We start from the raw sequence: 26,986 nt of genomic DNA, 5'->3' as shown, positions 1-26,986 counted from the left end.
CGGGCCTGTCGCGCCCGGGCTGTCGGACAGTGACCGTAGGCTGTGCCCATGAGCGAGCTGAGCCCCGCCGAGCGGTACACGGCCTTCCGGTCACAGAGCCGCCTCGTGGCCGAGCACCCCGAGCTGACCCAGTTCCGGGAGGTCATCGGGTTCGAGCTCGACGACTTCCAGACACAGGCGTGCGAGGCCCTCGAACAGGGCCGCGCCGTCCTCGTCGCCGCCCCCACCGGGGCGGGCAAGACCGTCGTGGGCGAGTTCGCGGTCCACCTGGCCCTGGCGTCGGGCCGCAAGGCGTTCTACACCACGCCCATCAAGGCCCTGTCCAACCAGAAGTACGCCGACCTCGTGCGCCGGTACGGGCCCGACAGCGTCGGCCTGCTCACCGGCGACACCACGATCAACGGCGAGGCCCCCGTGGTGGTCATGACCACCGAGGTGCTGCGCAACATGCTCTACGCCGGCTCCTCGACCCTGGACGGCCTCGCCTACGTCGTCATGGACGAGGTGCACTACCTCGCCGACCGGTTCCGCGGCCCCGTCTGGGAAGAGGTCATCATCCACCTCTCCGACGACGTGCAGCTCGTCTCCCTGAGCGCGACCGTGTCCAACGCCGAGGAGTTCGGCGACTGGCTCGAGATGGTGCGCGGCGACACCGCCGTCGTCGTCTCCGAACGCCGGCCCGTACCCCTGTGGCAGCACGTCCTGATGTCCTCACCGGAACCCCGCGGCAAGCCGCGCCTCCTGGACCTCTACGCCGGGCACGTCGACCCGACCGACCCCGGCACCAGCCCGCCCATCAACCCCGACCTGTCCGCCGCGTTCCGGTCCGGGCGCGGCGGCAACCGCCCCGGCGACTACCGCGGCGGGCCCGGCGGCCGACGCGGCCGCGGGCGCGGCGACCGCGGGTACCGCGGCGGCAACGGGCGCCGCACCGACGACGGCGGAGGCGGCATCGGCCCCAGCCGCCGCACCCCGCCGCGGTTCATCGTCATCGACGCGCTCAACGCGGACGCCCTGCTGCCCGCGATCTACTTCGTGTTCTCGCGCGCGGGCTGCGAGGCCGCCGTCGACCAGTGCCTCAAGGCCGGGCTGCGGCTGACCACCCCGCAGGAGGAAGCGACCATCCGGTCCGTCGTGGAGGAGCGCACCGCCGCCATCCCGCCCGAGGACCTCGACGTGCTCGGCTACTGGTCCTGGTCCCAGGCCCTGGCCCGCGGCGTCGCCGCCCACCACGCCGGCATGCTGCCCGTGTTCAAGGAGACCGTCGAGGACCTGTTCTCCCGCGGGCTGGTCAAGGTCGTGTTCGCCACCGAGACCCTCGCGCTCGGCATCAACATGCCCGCCCGCTCCGTCGTCCTGGACAAGCTCGTCAAGTGGGACGGCACCAGCCACGTCCCGGTCACCCCCGGCGAGTTCACCCAGCTCACCGGCCGCGCCGGGCGCCGCGGCATCGACATCGAGGGCCACGCCGTCGTCGTCGACCACCCGGCGCTCGACCCCGTGGCACTGGCCGGCCTCGCGTCCAAGCGTCTCTACCCGCTCAAGTCCAGCTTCCGGCCCACCTACAACATGGCCGTCAACCTCGTCGCCCAGGTCGGCCGCGACCGCGCCCGCGAGGTCCTGGAGACCTCGTTCGCGCAGTTCCAGGCCGACCGCGGCGTCGTCGGCCTCGCCAAGCAGGCCCAGGCGCACGCCGAGGCCCTCGACGGATACGCCAAGGCCATGTCCTGCACCGAAGGCGACTTCGGCGAGTACATGGACCTGCGCCGCGCCATCAAGGACCGCGAGAAGGAGCTCTCCCGCGCGGCGTCCGGCGCCCAGCGGGCCGAGATCGTCGCCTCCCTGGAACGGCTGCGCCGCGGCGACGTCGTCGAGGTCCCCACCGGACGACGGCGCGGCTACGTCCTCGTGCTCGACCCCGGCGAGCCCGGCGGGTTCGACGGACCCCGCCCCACCGTGCTCACCCAGGAACGTCAGGTCAAGAAGCTCACCCTCGCCGACGCGCCCGCCGGGCTGGAGACCGTCACCACCGTCAAGATCCCCAAGGCGTTCAACCCCCGCAAGCCCGACGCCCGCCGCGACCTCGTCTCCTCCATGCGCAACGCCCTGGGCGCCCTGGCCGACGACGTCCCCGCCGCACACTCCACCAGCAGCCCCGGCGGCCGGGCCGCACGCGGCGGCAAGGCCCTGGCCGCACGCCGCTCGGACGCCTCCACCGACGCCGAGCTCGCCCGGCTGCGCAAGACCCTCAAGGCACACCCGTGCCACGCCTGCCCCGAACGGGACGACCACGCCCGCTGGGCCGAACGCTGGAACAAGCTCAAGCGCGAGCACGACCAGCTCGTACGCCGCGTCGAGGGCCGCACCGGCTCCATCGCCCGCACCTTCGACCGCACCCTCGACGTGCTGCTCACCCTCGGCTACCTGCAGCGCACCGGCACCGGCACCGGCGACGGCCGGCGCGACGCCGGCCCCGGCCGGATCCGCGTGACCGACGACGGCCGCTGGCTACGGCGCCTGTACGCCGAGAACGACCTGCTGCTCGCCGAGTGCCTGCGCCGCGGCGTCTGGGACGGGCTCGACCCGGCCGGCCTGGCCGCCGTCGTCTCCACCGTCGTCTACCAGAGCCGCCGCGACGACGCCCCCGACCCCTACATCCCCGGCGGGCCCACCGGCCGCCTCGCCGGCGTCCTGGACGACACCCAGCGCGTCTGGTCCGAGGTCGACGACCTCGAGGAGGCGCACGGCATCGACGCCACCGGACCGCTCGACCTCGGCCTGGTCGGCGCGATGTACCGCTGGGCGTCCGGCAAGGGCCTGGACACCGTGCTGCGCGGCTCCGACCTCGCCGCCGGCGACTTCGTCCGCTGGTGCAAGCAGGTCATCGACGTGCTGGACCAGCTCGGCGGGGCCGCACCGTCCGCCAAGCTGCGCTCCACCGCCCGCAAGGCGCAGGACGCGGTGCTGCGCGGTGTGGTGGCGTACTCCAGCCTCTGAGCCGCTGACGAGGCCCCGGTGCCGGATATCGGCACCGGGGCGGCCGATCGCATACAGTTCCCACCGTGAGCCAGCCTGTCCGATCCATCCTGTACCGCAACGGCGTCATCCACTCCGCGGCCGACCCGTTCGCCGAGGCGATCCTCGTCGACGACGGTGTCGTGGCCTGGCTGGGAGCCGACGACACCGCGGCAGGCCTCGCCGCACGCGCCGACCGGGTCATCGACCTCGACGGTGCCCTGGTGACCCCCGGGTTCGTCGACGCGCACGCCCACGTGCTGGAGACCGGCCTGTCGAGCGATGCCGTGGACCTCACCCCCACCGGGGGAGTGCACTCCCTCGCCGACGCCCTCGCCGCCCTCCACGAGGGCGCCCGCCGGCTGGCGGCCGCCGACCCGGCCGGCGACCAGGTGCTGCTCGCCTTCGGCTGGGACGAGCAGGCCTGGCCCGAACGGCGCACCTTCACCCGGCAGGAGCTCGACGACGCCTGCGGCGGTCGCCCCGTGTACGCCGCCCGCGTCGACGTGCACTCGGCAGTGGTCTCCACGGCGATGGCCGCCCGCGCCGGTATCGAGCACGACCCCACCTGGACCGGCACCGGCATGTCCGGCTCCGGCTGGTCCGACGCCCCCGCCGACACCGGCCTGGTCACCGCCGACCTGCACCACACCGTGCGCGCCGTCGCCCACACCCTGTCGCCCGAGCGCCGCACCCGCCTCTACCGCGAGACCCTCGCAGCCTGGGCCGCGCGCGGCGTCGTGTCCGTGCACGAGATGAGCGGCGAGCACCTCGACACCCGCGCCGGACTGGCCGAGCTGTACGCCATGACCGCGCACTCCCTGACCACCGAGGCCCGGTCCGACGCCGGTGTGCCCGCCCTGCCGCACCTGGCCGCGTACCGCGGCGAGCTGTGCGGGACCACCGACGACGCCGCCGCGCTGCTCGCCGAGCTGCCGTTCCTCACCGGGATCGGCGGCGACCTCAACGTCGACGGCTCCATCGGCTCCCGCACCGCCGCACTGCGCAGCCCGTACGCCGACCTGCCCGTCGACCCCTCCACCGGCTCCTTCACCGGTGCCCTGACCAACCCCGACGGCACCCCCTGGACCGGCAACCTCTACCTGTCGGCCGAGCAGATCGCCCACCACCTCGCCGCCGTCCAGGGCGCCCGCGGGCAGGGCGCCGGCGTGCAGGCCGCGTTCCACGCCATCGGGGACCGCGCCATGGACACCATGGTGCTCGGCCTCCAGATCGCCGCCCAGCTGACCAGCGAGAGCGCCGTGCGCGCCGGGCACCACCGCATCGAGCACGGGCTGTTCGTCGACGCGACCACCCTCGCCGCGCTGCTGGTCCAGGGCGTCGGCCTGTCGGTCCAGCCGGCGTTCGACTCCGCCTTCGGCGGCAGCAAGGGCGTCTACGCGTCCCGGCTCGGCACGATGCGGGCCGGCTCCCTCATGCCGTTCGCCGACCTCGCCCAGGCCGGCGTGCCCCTCGCGTTCGGCTCCGACACCCCCGTCACCCCCGTGGACCCCTGGCAGGGCGTGCGCGCGGCGACCAGCCACGAGGACCCCGACCAGCGCATCTCCGCCGGCGCCGCGTTCCGCGCCCACACCCGCGGCGGCTGGCGCCTCGCCGGCCTGGACCACACCGGCGCCGGACAGCTGCGGGTCGGTGCGCCCGCCCACCTCGCCGTCTGGCGCGCCGAACGGCTCGGCGTACAGGCCGCACCGGGCCGCCTCAGCTCCTGGAGCGAGGAGGCCCGGGCGGGAACGCCCCTGCTGCCCGACCTCTCGCCCGACGCCGTCGAGCCCGAGTGCCTCCACACGATGCGCGACGGCATCATCCTCCACGACACGTTCTGACGAGCGCCGGGCCCCGGCCGTGAGCAGGAGGAGGGGTTCGCGCCGGTAGGCTGCCTCCGTGCGCCTGCCTGAGCCGTCCCGGCTGCTGTCCCTGTTCCTCGCGGTGGCCGGTGGCCTCCTCCTCTGGACCGCGTTCCCCGACGCCGGCGTGTGGCCCGCCGCGTTCGTCGCCGTCGCCGTCCTGTACTGGTCGCTGGGCCGCGACGGTGCCTGGTGGAACTTCCTCATCGGCTTCCTGTTCGGCCTCGCCTTCTTCCTGCCCCACCTGTGGTGGGCGCACGAGTCCACCGAGACAGCGCCGTGGATCGCCATGTCGGCGGTCGAGGCCCTGTTCCTCGCCGCGTTCGGCGCCGGATGGACCTGGGTACGGCGGGCGCGGTTCCTGCGCCGCCGCGGATGGCGGCTCGCCGCCGCGTTCTCCGTGCTGTTCGTCGCCGTGGAGCAGTGGCGCGCCGAGATCCCGTTCGGCGGGTTCCCCTGGGGCCGCCTCGCCTGGGCGATGGCCGGTACCCCGACGGGTCGCGCCGCCTGGCTGGGCGGCACCGTCGCCGTGAGCCTCCTGGTCGCCTTCGCGGGCGTGCTGCTCGCCCTGGCCGTCGCGAGCCTCGTCCGCGCGGCCCGCCTGCGTACCTCGCGGGCCGACGGCGGCACCGCGTCCTCGGGCGGCGGACCCCGGCACTCCACGCCCGGACGGGAGGCGCGCCGCGCCGCCGGTGCCCTCGCGCTGGGTGTCGCGGTCGCCGTCGTACCGCTCGTGCTGCCGCTGGCCACGTCCGCGAGCGCCGGTCCCGTCGAGACACCGGAGGGTGACGAGGTGTACGACGCGGGGAGCGACCTGGCGGAGGAGGGGACGCTGTGGGTGGGTGCGGTCCAGGGCAACGTGGGGGAGCCGGGTCTGGGGGCGTTCGCGAACCGGGCCGAGGTGCTGAACAACCACCTGGACGGTACGTACACGCTGGCGGAGGACTTTGCGGGTGAGCTGGACGTGGTGCTGTGGCCGGAGAACGGCAGCGATCTGGACCCGCAGACGACGCCGGACGTGGCGCGGGGTCTGGATGCGGCGGCGACGGCTGTGGGGGCGCCGATCCTGGTGGGGGCGCAGGAGTTTCCGGAGTCGGGTGGGCGGTACAACGTGTCGTTGCTCTGGCAGGCGGGCAACGGGGTGATCGGGCGGTATGCGAAGCAGCATCCGGCGCCGTTCGGTGAGTACATCCCGATGCGGTCGTTCCTGCGGTTGCTGTCGGACCAGGTGGACCGGGTGACGACGGACATGATCGCGGGGGTGAATCCGCCGGTGGTGGATGTGCCGAGCCGGCTGGGGCAGGGTGACTACCGGATGGGCGTCATCATCTGTTTCGAGGTGGCGTACGACGAGATCATCCGGGACGCGGTGCTGGAGGGTGCGCAGGTGCTGGTGGTCCCGACGAACAACGCGTCGTTCGGGTTCACGGCGGAGTCGACGCAGCAGCTGGCGATGTCGCGGATGCAGGCGATCACGACGGGCCGGGCGACGGTGCAGATCTCGACGGTCGGTGTGTCGGGGGTGATCACGCCGGACGGGACGGTGGTGCGGCGGACGGGCCTGTTCACGGATGACGAGTTCGTGGCGAACCTGCCGTTGCGGTCCTCGGTGACGCCGGCGGTGGCGGCGGGGTACTGGCCGGGCTGGGTGGTCGGTGGTCTCGCCGTGCTGCTGGTCGGGGCGGGGGTCGTGGGCGGGGTCGGTGCGCGCCGGCGGGTGCGTGCGCAGGCTGCGCCGGTGGAGACCCGGTAGAGACCCCGGAGGGACGCAGAGACGACCGTCGGGTCCAGGCCATGTGGCCTGGACCCGACGGTCGTTGTTCTGCTGTCGGTCGCTGCCGGCGGTCGCGGGGACCGTCGGTGCGGGACCGTCAGGCGGAGCGGCGGAGCTTGCCGGCGCGCAGGAGCTCGAGCCGCTCGTCGAGCAGGTCCTCGAGCTCCTTGACCGTGCGGCGCTCCAGCAGCATGTCCCAGTGGGTGCGCTGCGGCTTGGTCGCCTTGGGCTCGGGCTTCTCGGCGTCGCGCAGGAGTGCCTCCTCGCCGCAGCGGCACTCCCAGATCGGGGGGACGTCCGCGTCGGTGGCGAAGGGCAGGATGATGGTGTGGCCGTTGGGGCAGTCGTAGTAGGCCTGGAACCGAGGGGCGAAGTCCACGCCCTCGTCGGACTCCATGCTCTTGCTACCGATGCTCATACCGCGCAGGGACCGGTCGGGCACGATGTCCTCCAGAGGGTTGTCGGGATAGGTGGCGGAGAAAAGGTCCGTACTGCCAACGCGGGGACCCTCTGTGATGTTCCAGCCGTTCCGGCCGTCATCTTTCCAGCCGTCTGATCAGGCTACGCGTCGGATGTGCGCGCGCAAGCGCACTCCGGGCAAAATGGGCGCGGATGTGCGCGATCTCACGTGTGTCACGGCCGGTGGGAGCGGGCCGGGTGGGAACAATCGACAGTAGCAGCAGGTTGACGCCCACGTGCATGCATCTGCATGGACAGCTCGTACAGCGGGCATCATCAGTACCACGATCAGGGAGCGCGGCATCATGCAGTTCGGGATCTTCAGTGTCAGTGACGTGACGACGGACCCGACGACGGGGCACACGCCGGACGACACCGAGCGCGTCCGGGCGATGCTGACCATCGCCAAGCACGCTGACGAGGCGGGCCTCGACGTCTTCGCCACGGGCGAGCACCACAACCCGCCGTTCGTGGCCTCCAGCCCGACGACGATGCTCGGGTATCTGGCCGGCGTCACCAAGAACATCACCCTGTCCACCGCGACCACGCTCATCACGACCAACGACCCGGTCCGCATCGCCGAGGAGTACGCGATGCTCCAGGTAATCTCCGACGGCCGCATGGATCTCATGATGGGCCGCGGCAACACCGGTCCGGTCTACCCGTGGTTCGGTCAGGACATCCGCCAGGGCATCCCGCTCGCCATCGAGAACTACGCGCTGGTGCGCCGGCTCTGGACCGAGGACGTCGTGGACTGGGAGGGCAAGTTCCGCACCCCCCTGCAGGGCTTCACCGCCACCCCGCGCCCGCTGGACGGCGTGCCGCCCTTCGTGTGGCACGGCTCGATCCGCAGCCCCGAGATCGCCGAGCAGGCCGCCTACTACGGCGACGGGTTCCTGCACAACAACATCTTCTGGCCCATCACCCACACCAGGCAGATGGTGCAGTTCTACCGCCAGCGCTTCGAGCACTACGGCCACGGCCGCGCCGACCAGGCGATCGTCGGCCTCGGCGGCCAGGCGTTCATGCGCAAGAACAGCCAGGCGGCCTGGGACGAGTTCCGGCCCTACTTCGACAACGCGCCCGTCTACGGCCACGGGCCGAGCATGGAGGACTTCACGCGCGACACACCCCTGACCGTCGGGTCGCCGCAGCAGGTCGTCGACCGGTACGGCTCCTTCATCGACGACGTCGGGTACTACCAGCGTCAGCTGTTCCTCATGGACCACGCGGGCCTGCCGCTCAAGACGGTCCTGGAACAGATCGACCTGCTCGCCTCCGACGTCGTGCCGGAGCTGCGCAAGATCGCCGAGGCCAAGCGGCCCGCGGACGTGCCGGCCGACCCGCCCACGCACGCCGAACGCGTCGCCGCCGCGCAGGCCAAGGGCAAGGCCGGCGCCACGCACGTCGGCGACGGCGGGGACGAGTACACCGGCAAGCGGGCAGAGGAGGTCCTGTCATGACCGAGATCGAGACCGCGGAGGACCGCGACCACCGCACCGTCGCCGTCGTGCACGCCGGGCTGGGCCAGCCCTCGTCCACCCGGCTGCTCGCCGACCGCATGGCCGACGCCACGGTCCGGGAGCTGGAGTCCCTCGGGCACGACGTGACCGTCGAGATGGTCGAGCTGCGCGACCACGGGCACGCGATCGTCGACGCGATGCTCACCGGGTTCCCGGCCGGCGACCTGGCCCAGGCCGTCGAGACGGTCACCCGGGCCGACGCCGTCATCGTCGTCACCCCGCTGTTCACCACCACCTACTCGGGACTGTTCAAGTCGTTCGTCGACATCCTCGACAAGGAGGCCCTCACGGGCATGCCCGTGCTGCTCGGCGCCACAGGCGGCACACCGCGGCACTCCCTCGCGCTCGAGTACTCGCTGCGGCCGCTGTTCACCTACCTGCGGGCCGACGTCGTCACGACGTCGGTCTTCGCCGCCACGGACGACTGGGCACAGGCCGCGGACACCGGCGGGCACGACGACGGAGGCAGCTCCCTGCCGCAGCGCATCGAACGGGCAGGCCGGTCCCTCGCCGGCCTCGTGTTCGCACGCGGCGAGCACGCCAAGCCGGCCGACCCGTTCTCGAGCACCCCGAGCTTCCTGGACATGCTCGGCGGGGAGTGACGCGAGCGCCCGGACCACGGTCCTGGACCGCGACCCGGGGCTTGCACGCCCAGGTCAGGGCAGGGAACATAAGGGACAGCGGTCGCCGCTGGTCGTGGCCGGGACGATGGTGAGGGAGCGCGGTCATGGCGGACGGTACGGACAAGCCGGTCACGGACGGTTCGAGCACAGACAGCCCCGGGGCTGTGCACCCGCCGAACACCGACCCGGGACGCGTCGCCCGCATCGTGGCCGCGCTCCGCGCGGCGCACGCAGCGCAGGCAGCGAGCGCCGCGGCAGGTACGGCTGCCGCTGTACCGGCCGACGTCGCCGCGGCTGACGTCGCCACCGTCGACACTGCTGCCGACACTGCTGCAGACACCAGTCCTGTCGACGCCGCAGGCTCCGTCGAGCTCCCGGACGCGCCGGCGCCTCGCCGGGAGACCAGCGGGGTCCGGTCGACCCGGCCGCCGGTGCCGGGCCTGCGCTGGGACCCGGGGTCGCGCTACCGGGCGTCGCGGCTCGCGAACCGCCCGGTGCCGCAGCCGCCGCCCGCCGGGCCTGCGGCGCCGGCCGCGGCTGGCCCGCTGCCTGCCGCACCGTCGTCGGCCGCAGCGCCGGTCCCGCCACCCCCGACGCCACCCCCGCCGCCCGCGCCGCCGGCACTGGCCGGGCGCCTGTTTCGCGGGCCGGCTCGGCGCACCGGTGTCTTCGAGCGGGAGATCTGGTACCCGGTGACGCCGTCGTCCCGGGTTCCGCGCGACGTCAGTGAGGCGCTCGTCGCCGCGGTGGAGCGCTACCGCAAGGGCTCGATCTCGACGTCCGGCCTCGTGCGTGCGATCGGCAGGGCGCACGCCGCCTGACGGCTCGTCGGGGCGGCCGGCCGGCCTCGACACGGGGTGTCCCCGCGTGTCGCGCCGGTTTTTCACATCGTGGTAAATCGCCTGTCCCGTGCGGCGTGGTTCCCCCTCGTGGGGTCTTGTCCTGCCGTGGTGCGACGGAGGAGCATGCGTTGCACGTACGAGGGAGGCAGGTCCGGCCAATGCGACGGCGGGTGAGGGTATCGCTCGGTGTGCTCGGTTTGGTCGTGCTCCTGTGCGGCTGCAGCACCGATGCGGGAGCCGCCGACTTCATCGCGCCCGAGAAGTACGGCACGGTCGAGCAGCTGGTCGCGGACGCCGATGTCGTCGCCGTCGTGCAGGCCGGCGAGTCGGCGGTCGACGTCGTCGACGAGGTGCCGTACACGCGCACGGAACTGCAGCTGCGCGAGGTGCTGCTCGGTGCGGTGGCGAAGAACGCCGGGCTTGCCGTCACCCAGGTCGGGTCCGCGTCGTCGCCGCCGGGGGCGGGGCTGCCGGCCGTCCTGGAGGAGGGTCAGGAGTACGTGGTCGTCCTGCACCGTACCGAGGCGGGGGAGTTCGAGGTGGTCGGTCCGGGCGTCTGGCGGGCGGACACGCTCGGGGCGAGCCTCACCCTGCACTCGGCAGGGTTGGCCTGCGTGCCGGCGGCCATCCCGCACGTGACCACGCCCGGTCAGCTCGAGGTGCAGCTCGGCGAGGTCGGTGAGGTGCTCGGCACGAGCGTGATCGGCCGGACCTGACCGGTCCGGTACGGGTCCGCGACACGTGCGGCGCCGCTGTCCGCGGCTGCGCCAGACTGGACGCATGACGCGCAGCCTCGTTCTCACCGCGGACGATGCCGGCACGGACCCGGACGCCGACCGCGAGATCGCCGCGCTGCTCGCCGGCTCACCGCTGACGGCGGTCGGCGTGATCACGACGCCTGCGGACCACGGCATGGTGCAACCGGACCCCGTGCAACCGGACCCCGCGCAACCGGACCCCGCGCTCCCCGGCCCGATGCGCCCGGGCGTGGCGCGGGCCGTCGAGCTGTTCGCCCGGTCCGCTCCTGACGTCGCGCCCGGGGTCCACGTGGTGCTCCCGGTACCGGCACCGGAGGGCGGCTTCGACGACGTCGCCGACCGGGTCACCACCCAGGTCGACGCGCTGGAGCGGGCGACCGCCGCCGCCGGCTCGCCCGCGCCGGACCGCCTGGACTCCCACCAGGGCACGCTCTACGGGCTGGTGGGACGTTCCTACCTCGCGGAGGCGATCGGGGTGTGCGCACGGCGCGGCCTGGCGTTCCGGCTGCCGCGCGGCCTGGAGCTGTACGGGGACGGCGACCCGGTGCTGGCCACCGCCGCCGTCCGCTCCCGGCACGCGAGCGCCGTGGCGGCGGCGGACGCGGCGGGGGTGCGTCTGCCGCGGGTGATCGCGACCCACCGGGGCGGAGACGCGGAGGCGCGGGACTACGGGACCTTGCGTGACCACTACCTGCGTCTGCTGGGGCGGCTGCCCGAGGGGGCGAGCGAGATCTTTCTGCACCCGGCCCCGGACACCGCGCGCCTGCGTGTGCTGTCGGCGGGGTGGTGGCGCAAGCGGACGTGGGAGCTGCGTCTGCTGAGCGATCCCGTTTTCATCCGGGAGATCGAGCGACAGGGCATCGACCTCGTCGACCGGTGGTGAGTAGGCTCACCTGCGTGGACGCCGAGCGAGCGGCACCGGGTGCGTCGTCGGGCGCGCCCCGGGAGGGGACGTCGCCGCTGCGCTATGGCGTCGGTATGTTCGGCACCTCGCTGCCGATCAATCTCGTCAAGGGCTCGATGCTCTACGTGTACGTGGAGCTGCTCGGCCTGGACGCCGTCGTCTACGCGGCGGTGTACGCGGTGTACGGGGTGCTCGACGCCCTGGACAACCCGGTGTTCGGGTACCTGTCGGACCGCACGCGGTCCCGCTGGGGGCGGCGCCGGCCGTATCTGGTGACCGGTGCGCTGGTGCTGGCCGCCACCACCGTCGCCCTGTTCTCGGTGCCGGGTCCCGTGGCGGAGTCCGCGGTGGGTCTCGCCGTGTGGTTCGCGGTCTTCGCGATCACCACCGAGATGGCCGACTCGCTGATCAACGCCAGCTACGGTGCGCTGCTGCCCGAGCTCTTCTCCCACGAACGTCGGCGGGCGACGGCGAACGCGGTGCGGCAGGGTGCGCAGCTGGTCGCGCTCGTGATCGCGCTGGCGCTGACGCCGGTCCTGGCCCGGAACGTGCTCGGCACGGAGGGTTCGGCCGTCGGTTACGGGCGCCTCGCAGTGATCTTCGGGATCGTGTCGGCGGCGGTGATCCTCTGGACGGCGTTCGGTGTGCGGGAGGATCCGGCGCTCGACGACGAGCCGCGCCCGCTGTTCTTCCGTTCGGTGAAGGAGATCCTGTCGACGTCGCACTTCTGGACGGTCGGCCTGGTCAACGCCTGCTACGGGGCGGCGATGGCGCTGGTCCTTGGCGGGCTGCAGCTGTACGTGCACCACACGCTGGGCGGTTCCGCGCTGGACGCGAGCATCCTGCAGCTGGTGGTGATCGCGGTGTCGATCGGGATGCTGGGCGTGTGGGCCGCCGTGGTGCGGCGCAGGGGCGCCGCATGGACCTGGCGGCTCGCGCTGCCGATCGCGGCCGTCGGGTTCGTGCCGATGTACTTCGCGACGGACCTGCTCACGGGGATCCTGGGCGGGCTGTCGGTCGCGGTCGGGTACTCCGGGCTGCTCGCGACGAACGACCTGGTCATCGCCCGTGTGCTCGACGCCGACGCCGCCCGCCACGGCACACACCGCAGCGGTCTCTTCCTCGCGGCGTTCGGGGTGCTGGGCCGGCTCAACGGCCTCGTCACGGCGGGCGCGCTGGCCTCCCTGGCACTGTGGTTCGGCTACCGCTCGGGCACCGACCCCGGGCCGGACCCGGGCCAGGCGTTCCGGGTGTACCTGTCCGTGTACCCGGTCACGCTCCTGCTGATCGGCACGGCCGTGTCCCGGTTCATCCGCCTGCCGCCCCCGCCGCAGGAAGCGCCCTCGCCGTCCGAACCCGGCTCGGCACCCGTCACGCGCTGATCGCGAGCAGCGTCCGGTCGGCGGCCTCCAGCCGGTAGGGGCCGTGCGCGTGCGGGGCAGGGAACACCACCCGGTCGCCACGCACCCGACGGCGGCCCGTGCCGCCGACCAGGACCGTCCCGTCGGCGTCCACGGCCACCAGATCGTCCCCCACGCGCACCAGCACGGGCTCGCCGGGCCCGGGAAAGCGGCTGATCGCCGTCCGCCCGTGGCGGACGGCGTCGAGGATCGCCTCCGGCGTGCGGTCCTCGGCGGCGACCCAGGTGGTCGGCGTGCCGGGCGGGTAGCCCTGGTCGGGCGTGTGGAAGTCGCTACCACCCAGCAGCACGGGCTGCGCCGCGCCCCCGGACGCCAGATAGGCCCAGGGTCCCGTCGCCGTCAGGTCGAGGAACCACGAGATGTGCCAGAGCTCCAGGAACCCGGTGCGCACGGGATACAGCCAGCCGCAGTCGTCCTGGACCGGGTGGTTCACCGACAGGAACCCGCCGCGCTCCTCGACGTCGGACAGCCACCGCGCCGCAGGGCGCCGGAAGTCCACCCAGCCGATGTCGCCGAACGCGTTCGCGTGCCCCGCGTGCGTGGTCACCTCCTGCCCGGGCAGGAGGCACAGGTCGTACACGGCCCCCACGGCGGGAAGGTGCAGATGATGGGAGACCGTGTTGTGGTCCGTCACGGCGAGGAAGTCCAGGCCCCGGTCCGCGGCGGCCGCCGTGAGCTGGGCGATGCTCAGGGTGCCGTCCGAGTGCGTGGTGTGCGCGTGCAGGTCGCCCGCATACCAGGTCAGGCCGTCCGGCGCGGGGAGGTCCCGCCCGAGCCGGGTGCGGTCCGCCCCGCTTCCGGACGCGCCGGTGCCTGACGGCGGTGGCGGCGCCGGCGCCTCGTCCTCGACCCCGCCCGCGTCGACCCCCGTGGCGATCGTGACGGTGACGTCGACCGGCTCGGCAGGCATCCCGTGCAGGCCCAGCACCACCGCCCACCGCCCGGGGACCAGCTCACCGGGCTCGTACCCGGGCGTCGCCGCCCCCTGCGTGAGCGCGAAGCGGGACCGGGCGCCGCCCGACCACCCGCGCCAGCGCTCAGGGTCCCGGCAGCCCAGGTCGATCACCGCGGCGTCCCGGTCGTAGGCGAGGGTGACCTCCAGGGCGGACACGCCGCCCGCGGGCAGCTCGAACGGCACGTCCAGGTACCGGTTCTCGATCTGGTCGTCGATCGACAGGTGCAGGCGGCGCTCCTCGCGGGTCACGCCTCGAGGCTACGGCGTGCCTTGCCGAAGATCACGTGACCGTCTGTCGGTACTGCGGCCCTGACTCGGCGTACCTGACTCGACGTACCTGGTACGTCGAGTCAGGGCCGCACGACGGTTCTCAACGACCCAGGATCTCCGCGAGGAACTCGATCGCCGCCGGGTAGGCGTCCTTCCGGTTCGCGCGCTTGGCCAGCCCGTGACCCTCGTCGGCGTACACGCGCAGCTCGTGCCGGATGCCACGTTCCGCGAGCGCCGCCGCGATCTGCTCGGCCTCGGACAGCGGGACGCGGGGGTCGTTGGCGCCGTGGATCACGAACAGCGGTGCGCGAAGCTGGTCGAGGTAGGTGATGGGGGAGGCGGCGACGAGGAGGTCGCGGTCGTGCTCGAGACTGCCGTACTCGCGTTCGCGGGCGGCGCGGCGGTACTCGGACGTGTTCTCGAGGAACGTCACCAGCGAGGACATACCGACGATGTCGACGCCGGCGGCCCACAGGTCGGGCTGCATGGTGGTGCCGGCCAGGACCATGTAGCCGCCGTAGGAGCCGCCCCAGAGCGCGCTGCGTGCGGGGTCGAGGCCGAGCTCGAGCAGCCAGGCGCGCAGGGCGGCGAGGTCGGCGACGGAGTCGAGGCGCTTGTCGACGTCGTCGAGGCTGACCCAGCGCTTGCCGTAGCCGGCGGAGCCGCGGACGTTGGGGACCAGCACGGTGAGCCCCGCGGCGGCGAGCGCCTGGACGACGGGGGAGAAGAGGCGGGTGGCCTCACTCTCGGGCCCGCCGTGCACGACGACGACGGAGGCGCCGGCCAGGGCGGCGTCCGACCCGGGTGCCGGGCGGTGCACGAAGCAGGGCACCTGCTCGCCGTCGGGGGTGGGGACGCGGTGCACGGTGGGCAGCGAGACGGGCAGGCCGGCGGGGATCTGGGCGGTGCCGTCGACCACCGTGGTGGCGGTGCCGGTGGTGGCGTCGACGAGGTGGACGGAGCCGGGGTCGCCCGAGGTGGTGAGGTGCACGGCGAAGCGGGAGGAGTCCGGGGCCCAGACGACGGTGGGCACGCCTGCGCCGGGCAGCGTGACGTCGCAGCGGTGGGCGCCGTCGGGCTCGTGCACGGCCAGGGTGGTGACGCCGTCCTGGTGGTGACCCACGACCATCGTCGTGCCGTCGGGGGAGAGGACCACCTCGAGGTCGTGGTCGTCGGCCTCGACGAGGGTCTCCCAGATCGTGCGGTCAGTGCCGTCGGCGGCGCTCGTGTCGTCGGTCGGGTGGATATCGCCGGTACGGTCGGCGCGGTCGGCGCGGGCCCGGAGGACGGCGGCGAACTCGCGGTCGTGGTCCGACGCCATGACGAGCGCACCGTCGTCCGCGGTCCAGGCGGCCTGGGAGTGATGGGCGTGCTCGTCGTAGGAGGTGACGGCGACCGCCCGTGCGGCAGTGTCGTCCGCTTCGCCGCCTGCTGCGAGGAGGATCTGCGTGGAGCGTGGCTTGCTGCTGAGCAACGTGATGGCGACGGAGCGCCGGTCGTGGGAGGCGACGGCGTCGACGAGGTAGCCGCCGCCGTCGTACAGCGTGGTCTCGGTGCCGGTGGCCAGGTCGTGCACCACGACGTCGAAGGCCACGCCGTCCCGCCGGTTGGTCAGGAACACGACCGAGTCGGCGGAGACGTCGGCCAGGTCGTGCTTGTGCTCCGGGTCGCGGACCAGGGGAACGAGGTCGGCCAGCGTCGCGGGCAGGGCTGCCGGCCGGGCGGGCGTGGTCGTGCCCGACGCGTCCGACGCGAGGTCGAGCAGGCTGAGCTGCGTCTTCTCGTCGCCACCGTTGTCGTGCTGCACCACCACACGGCGCGTGCCGGGGACATACCGGCCGGAGCAGCGGGACGGCAGCGCGGTGAGCGCGGTCCGGGTGCCGTCGGGTGCGATCTCGACCAGCTGCATGCTGCCGGACTCGTCGTTCCCGGCCAGGATGCGGCCCTCCGGGTCGACGTCGAACACGGCCCAGGCGGTCAGGTCGAGCAGGGCGTTGATGATCTCGGGCGCGGAGGTCGCGGGTGCGGAAGTCACGCACGCAACTTAGCGGCCCGGTCCGTCAGCCCGCGAGGGAGTGCTGCTCCAGGTAGTGCGGGTTGTACATGACACCGAGGACGTTCCCGAACGGGTCCACCACGGACGCCGTGACGAACCCCGCCTCCCGCGGTGTGACGGGCTGGTACTCGGTGGCGCCCAGCTCATGGAGCCGTGCCAGCGTGCCCTCCAGGTCGTCGACGTGCCAGTACATGACCGCGCCGCCCGGCTCGGCGGGGAAGCCCGGCGGTGCGTAGGCGCGGCTCACGATTCCGAGCTCGGCCTGCTTGTCACCGATCCGGAACTCCGCGTAGGCGGGCACCCCGTCCGGGCCGGAGCGTTCGAAGTAGGGCTCGATGCCGAGCAGCTGCGTGTACCAGGCGGCGGCCGCCGCGACGTCGTCGGCCCAGTAGCTGATGGTGGCAAATCCGCGAAGGTTCATCCGAGCATCAAAGCACCAGCCACTGACACTCGACCTGGACCCGCGAGCCGGACCCCGCGAGCCGACCGGTGCGTCAGCTGGTCACCGCCTCCGCCGACCTCGCCGCCTCCAGTGCCTCCCGCAGCCCGGCCGCCGTGCCTTCGGCCTCCGCGCGGGCGGCGATCGCTCCCACGCGGGCCTGCTCGGCCTCCGCTGCCTGCCCGCGGGCCGACTCCAGCGCCTCCCGCGAGGCCGACAGCTCGCCCTCGAGCCGGGCGACCGACGCTTCCGCGGTGGAGCGGGCAGCCTCGGCCGCCGCACGGTCCTGGTGGGCCCGGGCAGCGTCGGCCCGGGCGGCGTCGAGGGTGCCCCGCACGTCCGCGAGCGACTCCCGCAGCCCGACGGCGGCACCCTCCGCCTGGGCGCGGGCGGCGTCGGCGTCCGCGCGCGCACGCTCGGCGGTCACCGCCGCGGACCGCTCCTGGGCCAGCTCCGCCCGGGCCGCGTCGAGGGCCTGCCGCACGGCGGCGAGGTCACCCTCCAGGCGGGCGGACGTCGCCACGGCGGCCGCCCGCTCCTGCTCCGCGGTGCCGCGCTGTTCCTCCACGGACCGGGCATGCTCGCGCGCCGACTCGAGCACGGCACGGAACTGCGCCAGCTCCGCGTCCGCCTCGTCCACGCGCGCGGCCAGGGCGTCCGCCTCGCCGACTACGGCGGTCAGCGCCTCGTCCTGCGCGGCGGCCGCTGCCTCGTGCTCGGCCCGCGCGACCTCGACCGCGGCGCCCCACAGGGCGTCCAGCCCACGCTCGGCCAGCGCCGTGACCGCCGGAGGCAGATCGGGGAGCGCCTGCCGGGCCTCGTCCTCCGCGGCCCTCGTGTCCCGCCACTCCCGCAGGTACTTCGTCGCCGCGGCGTTGGAGCAGCCGGCGCGCTCACGCACGTTCGTCACCGTGACCGCTGCGCCCTCCGCCGTCAGCGTCTCGGCAGCCTCGAAGACCCGTTCCCTGTCCCGCACGTCGTTCCCCGATCCGTCGGTCGTTCGTCGCGCCGTCTATTCGTCGCAACGCCGTAGTAGTACGCGTAGTACTGCGATACTACTCCTACTCTTGCTCCACACACTACGCACCCGCTTTCCTGAAGCGGGTGCGTAGTAGTGGAGCAATCGGCTAGATGACAACGCTCCGAGGCGATGACGGCAGCCTTTGACGGGCCACAGAGAGCACATAGTGAGCACCCGATGCGCGGGTGCGACGCCGTCGGGCAGCGCGCTCAGTGGCGCTCCGGTCGAAGACCTGGCCCGCGCCGACGTGCGCCTCCCCCGAGCGGGGGAGACGCTTCACCTGGTCAGGGGAGGTATGCCCCCGGGCACGACGCCACGCTGGAGCCATGCGAACCTCGACGAGAACCCCTGGCACGACGGGAACCCCTGGCACGCCCGGCTCCGCGCTCACCCGCGCCGGTGGGGCCCTGATGATCCTGATCGCCGTGGTGCACGTCGTCTTCACCAGCAGCCCCCACTGGCCCGGCTGGCTCGCGGGGGAGCTGCGGAACGGCACCGCGAGCGCCGAGTCCGTGGCGTCCTTCTGGGCCCAGCCGGGCGGGTTCTCGGTCGTCGTGCTGCTGCTGGGCCTCCTCGCCGTACGGGCCGCGAACCGGGGTGAGCGGCTGCCGGCCTATGTCGGCTGGACGGTGCTGGCCTGGGTCGGTCTCTGCGTCTTTCTGGTGGGCCCCGCGAGCGGGTTCAGCTTCGCGCTGATCCCGGCCGTGCTGCTGGTGGCCGCCGACGTGCGGGCTCGTACGGCGGGCTCCGGCGGCCCTGCTGCCGTTCGGTCGCGGCGGTAGGTCGTTCCCCATGGGCGACACTCGCCTGCTGCGCCGACCCGGCGGCCGGATCGGACGAATCCATGGGTATGGAGCCGGATACCTGGGTGATCGTCTAGCCTCGGTGGTATGGATGCCTTCAGCGACCTGATCCGCGGGGTGCGAGCCCGGGGCTCGTTGTTCGGCAGCTCGGCTCTGACCCCGCCCTGGGCACTGCAGTTCGTGGACGGCGCGCCCCTGACGTTGTGCACGGTCATCGGCGGTCAGGGCTGGGTCGTGCCGGAACACGGTCCGGCGCAGGAGCTCCGCCCTGGCGAGACGGTCCTCGTGCGTGGTCCCGGCACGTTCACCTTCGTCGACGCGATCGGCACCGCGGCCGACCCGGTCGCGTGCGGAGAGTTCTGCGCGGTGCCGGAGGAGGGCGGGACCAGGCACCGGCTCGGCTGGCACGATCCGGGCGAGGACACCGACGCCGGCCGCCCGACCACGCTGATCGTCGGCGCCTACCCCGTACGGGGCGAGATCAGCCGCAGGCTGCTGGACGCCCTGCCCGTGGTGCTGCGGGTGGGCACCGGGGGTACCGGCGACGCCGCGCTGGAGCATCTCGCCGCCGAGGTCGCCGTCGACGCGCCGGGCCAGCAGGTGGTGCTGGACCGGCTGCTGGACTGGATGCTGGTCTGCACGCTGCGTGACTGGTTCGACCGGCCAGGTGGCGAGCCCCCCGCCTGGTGGGCGGCCCAGCGGGACCCGGTCGTCGGCTACGCGCTGCGCCTGCTGCACGCCGAGCCGGAGGCACCGTGGACGGTCGCCGCGCTGGCCGACCGGACCGGGGTCGCGCGCTCCACGCTGGCCAAGCGGTTCGCCGACCTGGTCGGCGAACCGCCGCTGACCTACCTGACCCGCTGGCGCATGACGCTCGCGGCGGACCTGCTGACCGAGCGTGAGTCGGTGACCGTCGCGGAGGTCGCCCGCGGTGTCGGCTACTCCGACGCGTTCGCGTTCAGCGCGGCCTTCAAGCGCACCCGGGGCGTGAGCCCGAGCCTGTTCCGGCGCGCCTCCGCGTCTCCGGCCGGCGCGGTGTCTACTTCAGTGGCTGCTTCGGTGGCTACTGCTGCGGGACGTCCCTGACGAACACGATCCCGTCGACGTCCGGCAGGTCGGCCGGGTCGAGCGGGGCGTAGCCGTACCAGGAGGACACCCGGGCGGGGGGCGTCCCGTCGAGCTCCGCGGCCAGCCGCGGGGCGTCGACGAGCACCTGGTCCTCGGGCAGCGCGTACAGCAGTCCCTCGACGGTGTCCGACGGCGGGGCGTCCACGCCCTGCTCCCGCAGCGTGCCGACCGCGGTGGCCAGGAACCCGTACTCCCCGCCGAGCCGTGCGCTCACGAGGGCGCCGGCACCCCACCACTCCAGCACGGGGTGGTCCCACATGCGCAGGGTGCTCTGCCCGCGCCGCAGGTGGCTGTTGTGGGCGTTGACCAGGGTGGGGCCACGCTCCGCGAGCGCGAGCAGGTTCGCGGCCATCATCGCGTCCCGCACCCCGAGCAGCCACGTCATGCGGCTCGGGGAGGTGTCAGCCATCCAGAAGTGGTAGCGCAGCAGGCCGGTCGCGGTGCGTCCGTACAGCCGGGCCCGGTCCCACTCGTCCGGTGCGGACGCGGCGATCAGCCGGGGTGTCTGGGCGTCGAGCAGCGCCACCAGGTCGTCCGCGAGCAGCCGCAGCTCCCTGGCCTGTGCCGACCGTCCCACGGACCGGGCGGGGTCCGTCATCGCCGCCGGCTCGGTCCAGCGGTCGTCGGGTCCGAGCAGACCGTCGAGCACCTCCGCGGTGCAGGGGAGCAGGGCCGGGTCCACCCGGTCCGCCAGGAAGTCATGCAGGGCGGTCAGGACCTGGCGGGGGCTCGCGGCGGCCGTGCTCTCCAGCGGGCCGTCGAACCCGGCGAACCGGAGCCGGTCGTCCCCGGACCGGTCCTCGTTGTAGGCGCGCATCCAGCGCACGAGCTCGCGGTTTGCCCCGAAGGCGCCCCACTCGTGGCTGAAGCCGCGTTCCATGACCTCGTCGAGCCCGGCGTCGGCGTCGCCCGCACCAGTGACGTAGTCGTCCACGAGCGAGCCACGCACACAGTCGATCTCGAGAGCGATCGTCCGGTACCCCTCCTGCTCGACGAGCTGTCGGAAGAGCTCGTTGCGCAGGACGAGCAGGCGGTCCGCGCCGTGGGTGGGCTCGCCCAGTGCGAGGAGCCGCGGCCGGGACGTGAACAGGCGCCCTACGGCGGGGGAGTCGATCGGAAGGGTGGTCTCCTGGATGTCTGTCACCATTCCCTCAACGGTATCGTTGAAGGCCCGGTTGAAACTTTGCCCCGACAGATCGCAGCGCATGCCCCACAACCCTCAAAACCGAAGCGGCCCGACAGGTGCGCGGCTCCGGCCGGTCGACCTGGCGCGCGAGCACGGACTGTCCACCCAGGCGGTGCGGAACTACGAGGACGCGGGCATCCTCCCGGCCGCCGGGCGCACACCGCACGGATATCGCGTCTACACCATGCAGCACGCACGGGCCCTGCGCGCCTTCCTCGCCCTGCTGCCCGGGCACGGCCACCAGACGGCGACGGCGATCATGCGCGCGGTGCACGACGGCGCCGACGCCGATGCGTTCCGGCTGGTCGACGAGAGCCACGCCCAGCTCCTCGACGACCGGCGGACGCTGCAGGCCGTCGAGGACGCCCTGCGCGACCTGGACACCGCCGCGCCCGGCGCCCGGCACGAATCCGACGCGACACCCGACGCGACACCCGGACGGAGCCCCGCCGACACGTTCATCGGCCCGCTCGCCGCAAGGCTGCGGGTGCGCCCCGCGACCCTGCGCGCGTGGGAACGCGCGGGGCTGGTGCGCCCGCGCCGCGACCCGCTCACCGGCTACCGGGTCTACGACGCGGCCGGCGTGCGGGAGGCCGAGCTGACCCACCAGCTCAGACGCGGAGGCTACCGGCTGGACCAGATAGCGCCGCTGATCACCCAGGTGCGCGAGGCGGGCGGTCTCGAACCGTTGGCGGCGACCCTGCGGGACTGGCACGGCCGGCTGTCCGACCGCGGCCGGGCCCTGCTGGCCGGCGCCGCCGCGCTGGAGGCCTACCTGCGATATCTCCCCCGGACGGGGGACGCGGATCACCCCTGAACAGGAGGCTCGGGGGCCCCGGGGCGCAGCAGGCTCGCGGTATGGATACGAGTACGTTCCCGACCGCACATCCCCGCACCCCAGCCCCGGCGCGTACCGCAGTGCTGCGGTGGGTGGTCACCGTCGCGTGCCTGCTGGCCGGCGGGGCGCTCCTGGCCATCGAGGTGGCCGAGCTCGCCGATCCCGTCGAGATGCCCACCGCACCGCGCTGGTTCGCCGCCGTGATGGCTGCCGCCACCGCCCTGCTCACGCTGCCCACCGCACGACCTGCCCCGCGGTGGCGTACGACCCTGGCCGCGGGTACGGGGATCGGGATGCTGAGCGGCAGCCTGCTGGCCGTGCCGCACTCGATCCTGATGCTCGTGATCGGGGTCCTGAGCCGGCTCACCGGTGCCGAGGGGCCCTTCGAGGTCGGGATCCCGTGGGCAACGGCCGGAACACACCTGCTCGTCGTCACGGCGGGGCTGTTCCTGCTGGCCTGGTCGGTGGTGCAGCACCGCCTGCGCCGGGGCAGGTGCCCGTGGTGCGGGCGGGTGGAGGCCGAGGCACCCGTCGTCGGCGAGAGGACCCGGCGCACGCTGCGCCGGCTAGCGTTCGTCGCCGTGCTGGCCGCAGCGCCGTACACCGCGCTCAAGCTCGCCTGGGGGCTCGGCTCCCGGATCGGCGTCAACGGCGACGCGTTCGACGGCGTGACCCTTGCCTCCCCCGGTTACGGGGACACCGTGGTGATGGGGGTGCTGGCCGTGCTCGTCACCCTCGTGATGGGTGCGGGTGCGGTCCCGGTCACCACCCGGCAGCGCGTGCTCCACGCCGTCAGCGGGACGTTCGGCGTGATCGGTTCGCTCATGCTGCTGCCGATCAGCATGACGGGCGTCGTGCTGATGGTCCTCGCTCCGCCGGCGGCGGGCGGCGACCTCGCTCCGTGGGTCTTCTACCTGGTCTACGGCTGCTTCTTCGTCTGGGGGCTGGCCTTGGCTCCGCTGACCGCCCTGTACCTGCGTGCGACCCGGCGGGACTGCGGGCGGCACCCGCTCAGGTCTGAGCGCCCGACCGCAGCCGCGCCGCCTGCTTGATGAGGTGGGTGCGCTCCGCCGAGCTGGTGGCCTGGTCCGCGGCTGCCCTGTAGTGCTGGATCGCCCGGTCGACGTCGTCGGCGCGCTCGTACAGGTGGGCCGCCACGGCGGCCCACCGGGACAAGCCCGGGTCGACGTCGGCGAGGACGGCGAGTCCCGCACGCGGGCCGTCGACCTGACCCACCGCCACCGCGCGGTTGAGGGCGACGACGGGGCTGTCCGTGAGCTGCGCCAGCTCGTCGTACCACTCGAGGATCTGCGGCCAGTCGGTCTCCTCGGCCGTGGGGGCGTCGTCGTGCAGCGCGGCGATCGCCGCCTGCACCTGGTACTGGCCGAGCCGGTCGTGTGCCAGGGCGGTCTGCAGGACGGTGACGCCCTCCGCGATCATCGAGGTGTCCCACAGCGACCGGTCCTGCTGGTCCAGGGGCACCAGCTCGCCCGAGGGTGTGAACCGGGCGTCCCGGCGGGCGTGGTGCAGCAGCATCAGGGCGAGCAGGCCGGCGATCTCGGGGTCGGCCGTGTCGAGGGCGTCCCGGGAGGTCGCGGCGACGAGCTGGCGGGTCAGGCGGATCGCCTCGGCGGCCAGCGAGACCTCGCCCGTGAATCCCTCGTTGAACATCAGGTACAGCACGTGGAGCACCGCCCGGGCGTCACCGGGCGTGTCGAACCGTTCGCCGGTGATCGTGCGCTTGGCGCGCGAGATCCGCTGGGCCATCGTCGCCTCGGGGACCAGGAAGGCCGTGGCGATCTGCGCCGTCGTGAGCCCACCGACCGCACGCAGCGTGAGTGCGATGGCGGACGCCGGGCTGAGCGCCGGATGGCAGCACCGGCTCAGCAGGAGCAGCGTGTCGTCCGCCTGCTCGGTAGGTCCCTGCGCGGGTTCGTCGTGCACCCGTTCCTCGCGCCGCCGGCGGGCCGCCTCGGAACGCTGCAGGTCGATCAGCTTGCGGCCGGCGACCCGCAGCAGCCACGCCTTCGGGTCGTCGGGCGGGCTGTCGGGCCAGTGCCGGGCGGCCTCGATGAGGGCCTCCTGCACGGCGTCCTCGGCCGTCGCGAAGTCAGCTCCGCGACGGACGAGGACGCCCAGGGCCTGCGGCGCGAGCGTCCGCATCAGGTTCTCCACCTGGTCCCGGTCCACGCTGTCTCCCGACTACTCGGCCGTGGCCTGCAGCTCGGCGAAGAACGGACGCACCTCGAGCCACTCGTAGATCGGGCGCCCACCCTGGCCGGGTGCCGCGGAGAGCTCGGCGGCGGCCTCGTAGGCCCGCTCCTGGGACTCGACGTCGATGATCATGAAGCCCGCGATGAGGTCCTTCGTCTCCGCGAACGGCCCGTCCGTGACCGGCGGCCGGCCCTCGCCGTCGTACCGCACGAACGTGCCCTCCGGCAGGAGCGCGCCCTCGCTGACGAACTCACCGCGCTCCGTCAGCTTCTCCGCGAACCGGCGCATGTAGTCGATGTGCTCCGTGATCTCCTCCGGCGTCCACTGGTCCATCATCGTCTCGGTGCCCGGAACCGGCTTGGGGCCGTTGTGCCGGTAGTGCTTGAGCAACAGGTACTTCGCCATGGTGGTCTCCCTGGTCGAGGGCCCTCTCCCGGGCCCAGCGGTCGTGGGCGCGGTGTGCGCCCTCGAGCCTAGGACGGAGCCGGCCGGAGGTTCTCGACATCAGCATCGCCTGATTCCCGGAAAGACGTCTGCAGAGAATTCCGGAGCGATCGGGTCAGCCGGTCGCCGAGGCCCGCGCCTCCCCGATCGAGGTGACGCTCGCACTGGTTCCCGGTGCCGGACCGGCGGCGCTCGCCTGGAACGCCGCGCTCATCGTGTCGCCCAGGGCGTCGAGGTCGTCCTCGAACAGGCCCGCGTACGTCGACAGCGTGAGCACCGGCGACTCGTGGCCCAGCATGCGCTGGACCGCCTTGACCGTGGCCCCGCCGGAGATGGCGAGCGACGCGGCCGTGTGGCGCAGGTCGTGCAGGGTGAGCGTGTCGAAGTCCTCGGCGCCCGGCCCGAGCGTGGTGCCCGACAGTGCGGTGAGCAGCCGGGTACGGCTCACCTTGTCGCCGCGGGTCATCCCCGGCCCAGGTCCGGGCCCCGGCCGGTCGCGGCGCGCCCGGTCGGCGTCGGTCACCAGCGCCCAGGTCGCCGGGTCGCAGACGCCCGTCGCCGCCAGCCCGCCGTCGGCCTGCAGGTGACGGACCGCGGCGCCTACCACGTCGTCGTACAGGCCGGACGGGTGCAGCCCGAGGGCCTCGCGCAGCGTGCGGACGGCGCGGCCGGCCGCCAGGACCGCGGGCCGGAACGCCGACCGGTCGAAGCTCTCGCGACGCAGCGGACCACCGCGCGTCCCGGTGAACAGCAGGTCCGTGGGCATCCGGCCGGCCGCCTGCCCGGCCACCATCCCGACCAGGGTGGCGGGCAGGGGAACCTCGCGCCGGGCGTGGGTCTTGGTGTCACCGAGCAGCAGGGTGCCGTCGTCGAGCCGCGTGTACGCCTTGGTCACGCGCACCCGGCGGCGCAGCGGGTCCACGTCGGCCACGGTCAGCGCGCTGACCTCGCCCCAGCGCAGGCCGGTCAGCGCCGTCAGCAGCACGAGCGTGCGCGCCTGCGCCGACCGGGTGGCGTCCGCGACGCGGCGCAGCTGTTCGTGCGAGAGGTAGCGGTGCGGCTTGGTCTTCGGCGCACGCGGCAGGGCAGGCACCCTGCCGGACGGCGTCCGCGCCGGGTTGGTGCGCAGGCGCCGTGCGTCGACGGCGGCGTCGAGCAGGGCCACCAGGAGCCGCGCCGCGTCCCGGCGCCGGGCCGGAGAGGCGGTCTCGCCGGTGCTGGGGGACGTCATGGTGGCCGCCCAGCGGGCGACGTCCTCGTGGGTGACCTGGCGCAGCGGCCGGTCGCCGAACGCCGGGGCCACCAGGGAGCGGAACCGCTCCCGCTCCGCCTCGAGGGTGCGGGGCGCACGGTCGACGCGGGACTCCTGCCACGTCGCGAACCACTCGGCGACCGTGACCCGGCCGGCGGCGGGGTCGACCCACTCGCCGTGCTTACCCGCCTCCTCCTGGCGCCTTGCCTCCGCGAGCGCCTCCCGCTTGGCGGTGAAGCGGCGGGTGCTGCGCAGGCGCCCGTCGACACGGTAGCGGCCGACGTGGCCGGTGCGGCCCTCGGAGTCGGTGCGCTGCTCGGTGTAGGCCACGGGGGCAGCGTAGTGGCGGCGTCCGGTGCGGTCACGGCTGCCGCGCTGCCGTGCGGGCTTCCGTCAGATCACGCGAGCCTGTCCGGTCAGGGCGTTCCACCCGAGCCGTCCGCCGAAGGCGAGCAGCACCACGCCCGTCACCCGGTCGGTGACCCGCGCGATCGCACGCCCGGACAGCCAGCGCTTCGCCAGAGCGGCAACGTTGATCAGCAGCGCCAGCCACACGAACCCGAGGACGTCGTGCTCGACCGCGAGCAGCAGACCCATCAGCAGGTGCGGCACGTCGTCGGGCAGGAACTGGGGGATGGTCGCGAGGTAGAAGACGCCCACCTTCGGATTGAGCAGGTTCGTCGTGGCGCCCACCGCGAACGAGCGCCAGGCGGACCGCGGCGCGCCCCGGTCCGCACCAGGGAGGTCCGCACCAGGGAGGTCCGCACCGGACGGCGCCGCACGCCGCAGGGCGACGGCGGGCAGCGCGTCGTACCGGCCCGGCCGGAAGCTGGACCACAGCATCCGCCCGCCGAGCCACACGAGGTACGCGGCTCCGGCGAGCGTCAGCACGCGGTAGGCGGTCTCGGAGGCGGCGAGCACCGCCGTCGCACCCACCGCGGCGGCCACGCCCCAGACCAGGACGCCCGCGTTGATGCCCAGCGCCGTCGCGTAGGCGTGCCGGTGGCCGCTCACGACGGCGGTGCGCAGCACGAGCGCGCTGTCCAGGCCGGGCATGATGGTCAGCGGGATCGCGACGACCGCGAACAGCAGCATCGCCTCGAGCACCGTCATGCGCGCGAGGCTACCGACCGGCGATTCTCCGAGGCCAGCGGATACCGGACACGGCACCGCCCGGCCACCCGGTAGTTTGAGAA

At 73.5% G+C, this 26,986-nt stretch carries 23 protein-coding genes; 13 read left to right on the top strand and 10 right to left on the bottom strand.

The features are described 5' to 3' along the window. Positions 1-48 precede the first annotated feature (48 nt). From ACFSL2_RS04635 to lnt, 3 genes are all read left to right on the top strand, one after another. Positions 49-2,997: a DEAD/DEAH box helicase gene (locus ACFSL2_RS04635; protein ID WP_377196714.1), complete on the top strand. Its 2,949-nt coding sequence runs from the start codon at positions 49-51 to the stop codon at positions 2,995-2,997. Positions 2,998-3,062: 65 nt separating this feature from the next. Beyond that, on the top strand, positions 3,063-4,859 hold the full coding sequence (locus ACFSL2_RS04630; protein ID WP_377196713.1) for an amidohydrolase: 1,797 nt from the start codon (positions 3,063-3,065) through the stop codon (positions 4,857-4,859). Positions 4,860-4,917: 58 nt separating this feature from the next. After that, positions 4,918-6,633, top strand: coding sequence for an apolipoprotein N-acyltransferase (gene lnt / locus ACFSL2_RS04625; protein ID WP_377196712.1), 1,716 nt, complete (start codon positions 4,918-4,920; stop codon positions 6,631-6,633). Positions 6,634-6,751: 118 nt separating this feature from the next. On the opposite strand, the gene ACFSL2_RS04620 is transcribed toward lnt, so the two are convergent. Further along, positions 6,752-7,096 carry an RNA polymerase-binding protein RbpA gene (locus ACFSL2_RS04620; RefSeq protein ID WP_026365682.1) on the bottom strand — a complete coding sequence of 115 codons (345 nt, stop codon included), beginning with the start codon at positions 7,094-7,096 and terminating at the stop codon, positions 6,752-6,754. Positions 7,097-7,418: 322 nt separating this feature from the next. On the opposite strand from ACFSL2_RS04620, the gene ACFSL2_RS04615 reads away from it, so the two are divergent. The 6 genes from ACFSL2_RS04615 (at position 7,419) to ACFSL2_RS04590 (ending at position 13,145) form a co-directional block, all read left to right on the top strand. Then, a complete protein-coding gene (locus ACFSL2_RS04615; protein WP_377196711.1) occupies positions 7,419-8,576 on the top strand; it encodes an LLM class flavin-dependent oxidoreductase in 1,158 nt (385 codons plus the stop codon). Continuing rightward, positions 8,573-9,238 (top strand): FMN reductase, encoded by a 666-nt coding sequence (locus ACFSL2_RS04610; RefSeq protein WP_377196710.1) that lies wholly within the window; start codon positions 8,573-8,575, stop codon positions 9,236-9,238. Before ACFSL2_RS04615 ends, ACFSL2_RS04610 begins: the two co-directional genes overlap by 4 nt. 125 nt (positions 9,239-9,363) lie before the next feature. Further along, entirely contained in the window at positions 9,364-10,080 is a 717-nt protein-coding gene (locus ACFSL2_RS04605) for a hypothetical protein (RefSeq protein WP_377196709.1), read from the top strand. Positions 10,081-10,271: 191 nt separating this feature from the next. Next, a complete protein-coding gene (locus ACFSL2_RS04600) occupies positions 10,272-10,817 on the top strand; it encodes a hypothetical protein (protein WP_377196708.1) in 546 nt (181 codons plus the stop codon). Between the two features lie 64 nt (positions 10,818-10,881). After that, positions 10,882-11,742: a ChbG/HpnK family deacetylase gene (locus ACFSL2_RS04595; protein WP_377196707.1), complete on the top strand. Its 861-nt coding sequence runs from the start codon at positions 10,882-10,884 to the stop codon at positions 11,740-11,742. A 14-nt stretch (positions 11,743-11,756) separates the two neighbouring features. Continuing rightward, a complete protein-coding gene (locus ACFSL2_RS04590) occupies positions 11,757-13,145 on the top strand; it encodes an MFS transporter (protein ID WP_377196706.1) in 1,389 nt (462 codons plus the stop codon). On the opposite strand, the gene ACFSL2_RS04585 is transcribed toward ACFSL2_RS04590, so the two are convergent. The 4 genes from ACFSL2_RS04585 to ACFSL2_RS04570 all read right to left on the bottom strand — a co-directional run bounded on the left by ACFSL2_RS04585 (position 13,135) and on the right by ACFSL2_RS04570 (position 17,880). Continuing rightward, positions 13,135-14,388, bottom strand: coding sequence for a CehA/McbA family metallohydrolase (locus ACFSL2_RS04585; RefSeq protein WP_377196705.1), 1,254 nt, complete (start codon positions 14,386-14,388; stop codon positions 13,135-13,137). The genes ACFSL2_RS04590 and ACFSL2_RS04585 overlap by 11 nt on opposite strands. A gap of 121 nt (positions 14,389-14,509) precedes the next feature. Next, on the bottom strand, positions 14,510-16,444 hold the full coding sequence (locus ACFSL2_RS04580) for a S9 family peptidase (protein WP_377196704.1): 1,935 nt from the start codon (positions 16,442-16,444) through the stop codon (positions 14,510-14,512). A 25-nt stretch (positions 16,445-16,469) separates the two neighbouring features. Continuing rightward, positions 16,470-16,886, bottom strand: a complete 417-nt coding sequence (locus ACFSL2_RS04575) for a VOC family protein (RefSeq protein ID WP_377196703.1) — start codon at positions 16,884-16,886, stop codon at positions 16,470-16,472. Positions 16,887-16,959: 73 nt separating this feature from the next. Beyond that, complete coding sequence (locus ACFSL2_RS04570; protein ID WP_377196702.1) at positions 16,960-17,880, bottom strand: DNA-binding protein; 921 nt, start codon at positions 17,878-17,880, stop codon at positions 16,960-16,962. Between the two features lie 371 nt (positions 17,881-18,251). On the opposite strand from ACFSL2_RS04570, the gene ACFSL2_RS04565 reads away from it, so the two are divergent. Both ACFSL2_RS04565 and ACFSL2_RS04560 read left to right on the top strand, forming a co-directional pair. Then, a complete protein-coding gene (locus ACFSL2_RS04565) occupies positions 18,252-18,707 on the top strand; it encodes a DUF6463 family protein (protein WP_377196701.1) in 456 nt (151 codons plus the stop codon). Positions 18,708-18,815: 108 nt separating this feature from the next. After that, positions 18,816-19,814, top strand: a complete 999-nt coding sequence (locus ACFSL2_RS04560) for an AraC family transcriptional regulator (RefSeq protein ID WP_377196700.1) — start codon at positions 18,816-18,818, stop codon at positions 19,812-19,814. On the opposite strand, the gene ACFSL2_RS04555 is transcribed toward ACFSL2_RS04560, so the two are convergent. Continuing rightward, positions 19,792-21,003, bottom strand: a complete 1,212-nt coding sequence (locus ACFSL2_RS04555) for an erythromycin esterase family protein (RefSeq protein ID WP_377196699.1) — start codon at positions 21,001-21,003, stop codon at positions 19,792-19,794. The genes ACFSL2_RS04560 and ACFSL2_RS04555 overlap by 23 nt on opposite strands. A 58-nt stretch (positions 21,004-21,061) precedes the next feature. On the opposite strand from ACFSL2_RS04555, the gene ACFSL2_RS04550 reads away from it, so the two are divergent. Further along, positions 21,062-21,859: a MerR family transcriptional regulator gene (locus ACFSL2_RS04550; protein WP_377196698.1), complete on the top strand. Its 798-nt coding sequence runs from the start codon at positions 21,062-21,064 to the stop codon at positions 21,857-21,859. A 41-nt stretch (positions 21,860-21,900) separates the two neighbouring features. After that, a complete protein-coding gene (locus ACFSL2_RS04545) occupies positions 21,901-22,932 on the top strand; it encodes a hypothetical protein (protein ID WP_377196697.1) in 1,032 nt (343 codons plus the stop codon). Here the strand turns inward: ACFSL2_RS04545 and ACFSL2_RS04540 are convergent. The 4 genes from ACFSL2_RS04540 to ACFSL2_RS04525 form a co-directional block, all read right to left on the bottom strand. Continuing rightward, a complete protein-coding gene (locus ACFSL2_RS04540) occupies positions 22,892-24,043 on the bottom strand; it encodes an RNA polymerase sigma factor (RefSeq protein ID WP_377200766.1) in 1,152 nt (383 codons plus the stop codon). The genes ACFSL2_RS04545 and ACFSL2_RS04540 overlap by 41 nt on opposite strands. A gap of 39 nt (positions 24,044-24,082) precedes the next feature. Beyond that, the gene (locus ACFSL2_RS04535) at positions 24,083-24,499 is read right to left on the bottom strand and encodes a YciI family protein (protein ID WP_377196696.1); all 417 of its coding nucleotides are present in this window, start codon (positions 24,497-24,499) and stop codon (positions 24,083-24,085) included. Positions 24,500-24,653: 154 nt separating this feature from the next. Next, on the bottom strand, positions 24,654-26,120 hold the full coding sequence (locus ACFSL2_RS04530) for a tyrosine-type recombinase/integrase (RefSeq protein ID WP_377196695.1): 1,467 nt from the start codon (positions 26,118-26,120) through the stop codon (positions 24,654-24,656). Positions 26,121-26,183: 63 nt separating this feature from the next. Then, positions 26,184-26,903: a LysE family translocator gene (locus ACFSL2_RS04525; protein ID WP_377196694.1), complete on the bottom strand. Its 720-nt coding sequence runs from the start codon at positions 26,901-26,903 to the stop codon at positions 26,184-26,186. Positions 26,904-26,986: the final 83 nt, after the last annotated feature.

It is taken from the genome of Promicromonospora aerolata (genome assembly GCF_042682255.1).
Classification (GTDB): Bacteria; Actinomycetota; Actinomycetes; order Actinomycetales; family Cellulomonadaceae; genus Promicromonospora; species Promicromonospora aerolata.
Note: the sequence above shows the minus strand (reverse complement) of the source record. Positions and strands in the feature narration are given on the sequence as shown.